The 3,659-nt window shown below is 69.9% G+C and carries 5 protein-coding genes; 2 read left to right on the forward strand and 3 right to left on the reverse strand.

All coding sequences use genetic code 11. The annotated features are described in order from the left end of the window. Positions 1-246 (forward strand): hypothetical protein (locus V6M46_RS04725; protein WP_332662624.1); only part of this gene is annotated, 246 nt, incomplete at its 5' end. Here the strand turns inward: V6M46_RS04725 and V6M46_RS04730 are convergent. From V6M46_RS04730 to V6M46_RS04740, 3 genes are read right to left on the reverse strand one after another with little or no spacing between them, the layout of a single operon-like run. Next, the gene (locus tag V6M46_RS04730; RefSeq protein ID WP_332662625.1) at positions 243-536 is read right to left on the reverse strand and encodes a hypothetical protein; all 294 of its coding nucleotides are present in this window, start codon (positions 534-536) and stop codon (positions 243-245) included. The genes V6M46_RS04725 and V6M46_RS04730 overlap by 4 nt on opposite strands. 45 nt (positions 537-581) lie before the next feature. Further along, complete coding sequence (locus V6M46_RS04735; protein ID WP_332662626.1) at positions 582-1,868, reverse strand: MFS transporter; 1,287 nt, start codon at positions 1,866-1,868, stop codon at positions 582-584. Between the two features lie 37 nt (positions 1,869-1,905). Continuing rightward, positions 1,906-2,622 carry a hypothetical protein gene (locus tag V6M46_RS04740; protein ID WP_332662627.1) on the reverse strand — a complete coding sequence of 239 codons (717 nt, stop codon included), beginning with the start codon at positions 2,620-2,622 and terminating at the stop codon, positions 1,906-1,908. 113 nt (positions 2,623-2,735) lie between these two features. Here V6M46_RS04740 and V6M46_RS04745 point away from each other — a divergent pair, with 113 nt between their 5' ends. Beyond that, a complete protein-coding gene (locus V6M46_RS04745) occupies positions 2,736-3,425 on the forward strand; it encodes a metal-dependent transcriptional regulator (RefSeq protein WP_332662628.1) in 690 nt (229 codons plus the stop codon). Positions 3,426-3,659 lie beyond the last annotated feature (234 nt).

The following is a 3,659-nucleotide window of genomic DNA, read 5'->3' on the forward strand; positions in this document are numbered from 1 at the left end:
ACGTGGTCCGCAGCGTACGTCGGAGGGGGCTCGGTCTTCGGCGCCCTCGCGGCGATGACGACCGACACGTTCGGCCGCGCCTCGTGGCTGATGCTGGTGCTGCTCGCACTGGCCCTGATCCCGGTGCTGATCATTCGCACCGTCGTGGGCGTTCGTCCGGTGTCTGCCGCACCGGACGTGGCGTCCCTCGAGCTCGCTGCCCGGCGGTCGAGGTTCTCGCCGCTGGTCAGCGACCTCCAGCACTAAAGGATGCAGAACCCCGCGACCACGGCGGGCAGGACGCCCAGCAGGATCCAGGGGGCGAACGCCGGCCGGCGGTGGACGAGCCGGATCGCGCCGAGCGCGACGATCCCGATGACCGCCATGACGACGAGCAGCATGATGCCGTCGCTGCGGCGGCCGTCGTCGACGATGCTCCGGATCACGGCCACCAGCGCACCGAGTGGGAATGCGGAGACAGCGAGGATCAGGAATGTCGCAACCCAGCGCTGGACCTGCTCGATCGTGAGCTCGCGGCGTACGCGTGTCCTGGCCATCTGCCCAGTATGGGCTCCGGCCGACGGGCGCCCCGCGCCGGGCGGTCAGATGTGCAGCTGGCGGGAGATCCGGTAGCGGACGAAGGCTGGCGCCAGCAACGACGCGATCACGACACCCACGACGACCAGAACGCCGCCGCCGGCCGAGGCCGCCGCTGTGCCGACGGCCGCGGCAGTCGCACCGTGCAGCGTGTCGGCGATGCGCGGCCCACCGGCCACGACGACGATGAAGACCCCTTGGAGCCGCCCTCGCAGGGCGTCGTCAGCGGCCGATTGCAGCATGCTCATCCGGAAGGCGGCGGATGACATGTCGGCGGCACCGCCGACCACGAGCATCACGAGGGCGACGACCAGCATCGGCGTACGCCACTGGTCCGCCAGCGCAACAGCGATGCCGAAGCCGGTCATCGACAGGCCCCACAGTGCGATCGCGATGATGACGGCGCGCCCCTGCCGCTCGACGTGCGACACCCAGCCGCTGAACACGCCGCCGATCACCGCACCGGCCGGGATCGCTGCGAACAGCAGGGCGAACGCGATGCCACCGCTCTCGGGGCCGCCGAAGTCGATGTGCGCGATCTCGGGGAACAGCGCTCGCGGCATCCCGAAGACCATCGCGATGAGGTCGACGACGAACGACATCATCAGCACGGGCTGTGTGCGCAGGTATCGGAAGCCATCGACCACCGCGCGCAGGCCCGGCGCACCCGCGGCTGCTTCGAGCACGGGGAGGCGGGGCAGGCGTATGACCGCCCCGAGCGTGGCGAACAGCGTGAACGTGTCGATCAGGTAGAGCCACTCGAAGCCGATCACCGGGATCAGTACGCCGGCGAGGAGGGGCCCCGCGATGCCACCGGCCATCATGACCGTCGAGTTGAGCGAGTTGGCGGCCGGCAGCAGATGCGGCTCGACGATCTTCGGCACCACGGCGCTGCGGGTCGGCTGGTTGACCGCGAAGAACGCCTGCTGCACCGCGAACAGCGTGAGCAGGAGCCACACGTTGGTGCTGCCCGCGGCGGCCTGCAGCCAGAACAGCCCGCTGGTGACGATCAGGCCGGCCGTCGTGATGATCAGCAGGGTGCGCCGGTCGAAGACGTCCGCGAGCGCTCCGCCGTACAGGCCGAACACGATGAGCGGGACCAGGCCGAACACCCCGGCCAGGCCGACGTACGCCGACGAGTGGGTGTCGGCATAGATCTGCGCCGGCACCGCGACGACGGTCAGCTGGGCGCCGACGACCGTGATGATGTTGGCGAGCCAGAGGCGGCGGAAGTGCTCGCTCCGCAAGGGCCGCGTGTCCGCGAACAGCCGCGGAAGCGGACGTCTTGTCACGCGACGAATTTACGGCATGAGGGGTGACGGCCTGCCGTCAGGAGAACGCCGCGATGTCGATCAGGATCCAGATCTGCTCCGCGCGCCCCAGCAGCTCGCCGTCCTCGGTGTAGAGGGCGGTGTCGGTCAGGAACTTGCGACCCTCCTGGGCGTGCAGGTGGCCCACCGACAGGCACGGCTCGCCGGCGCGGGGGCGACGATAGACCTGGGCGGTCATGCGGCCCAGCACCATGGCGTGGCGGCTGAAGTCGGCCGCCCAGCCACCCGGGCAGTCCAGCGACGCCCACGTGACCGGCAGGTCGAGGCTGCCGTCGTCGCCGCCGAACGCCTCGTGCGGCGTCCACGGTGTCGCGGTGAGTCCGGGGTGCGCGGGGTCGATCGGACCGGCGAACAGGCGCAGCCCGTCGCCCTCGTCGCGCGCCGTGCCGCATGTGAAGCAGTGGTCGAACGGATGGTGGGCGAAGCCGGGGTAGTGCGAATGACCCGCTGCCGCCTGTTCAGCTGTCGGGCAAGCCGACACGTCACGCGAGAACGAACCCGGTGTGGCACTGCCGACGACGGCTCCGCCGGCGGTCAGGAGCCGGACCTCGGCGCCGTCGTGCTCCCAGCTCAGCGACACGTCCAGCGGCGGCGGTATGCGCAGGGTCGAGGTGACGGGCCCGTCACCGCCGAGCTCCCGGGCGAGGAGGCCCGCGACGTAGCCGCCGTTGCCGGAGTGGAGGGGACCGTTGAACTGCCCGGGAATCGTGACCACGTGACCACCCTAGGACGTACGCCACGGCGGCCGGAGCCCGCGCGCCGAAGCTCGAGGCGCCTCCACGGGTCCGGTGGCGACGAGGATGCCGCGGGACGTGGAACAATGGCGTGGTGAGCGAGCTGATCGACACCACCGAGATGTACCTCCGCACGGTCTATGAGCTGGAAGAGGAGGGCATCGTCCCGTTGCGCGCGCGCATCGCCGAGCGCCTCCACCAGAGCGGGCCGACAGTCAGTCAGACGGTCGCTCGCATGGAGCGCGACGGCCTGCTCACGGTCGAGGGCGATCGTCACCTCGAGCTGTCGCCCAAGGGCCGGCAGCTGGCGACCCGCGTGATGCGCAAGCACCGCCTCGCCGAGCGCCTCCTGACCGACATCATCGGCCTCGAGATCGAGTACGTCCACGAGGAAGCCTGTCGCTGGGAGCACGTCATGTCCGAGCAGGTCGAGCGCCGCCTCGTCGAGCTGCTCGAGCACCCGACCGAGTCGCCCTACGGCAACCCGATCCCGGGGCTGTCAGAGCTCGGCGAGCTCGGCAAGGACGCCGACTTCCTCGAGGGCGTCCAGCCGATGACCAAGGCCGTCAGCGGTGCGGTCGAGCCGATCCGCCTGGTGGTGCGTCGCATCGCCGAGGAGCTGCAGAAGGACACCGAGGTCATGTCGGTGCTGCGTCGTGTCGGAGCGCTGCCCGGCAACGACGTCCTGGTCTCGCAGGGACATGACGGCCTGGTCGTCGCACGGCAGGGTGAGACCGCCGAGATCGACGTCGAAGCGGCCCTTCACATCTTCGTGTCCATCTGAGCCTCGGGGTCGACCCGCACACCGTCCCCTGACGTCGTCGGGGATGACCCTGGTTCTCGGACTTCTCGCCACGTTTGGGCGTTTCTGTTGGAGGTCGGCTGGCAGAATTGCCCCCATGGGCGCCGGGACCTCGTTGAAGAGCTGGTTCGAACGCCTTGGCGTGGAGATTTTGGGCTGGGCGCTCATCCCGCTGGGTCTCGTGTTGATGCCCCTTCCCGGGCCGGGCATGCTGAT

Source organism: Aeromicrobium sp. (assembly GCF_036676885.1).
Taxonomy (GTDB): Bacteria; Actinomycetota; Actinomycetes; order Propionibacteriales; family Nocardioidaceae; genus Aeromicrobium.

What these genes read in the sequence shown, in the direction of transcription:
- V6M46_RS04730 (WP_332662625.1), bottom strand. Translation starts at nt 536, where the DNA reads ATGGCCAGGACACGCGTACGCCGCGAGCTCACGATCGAGCAGGTCCAG.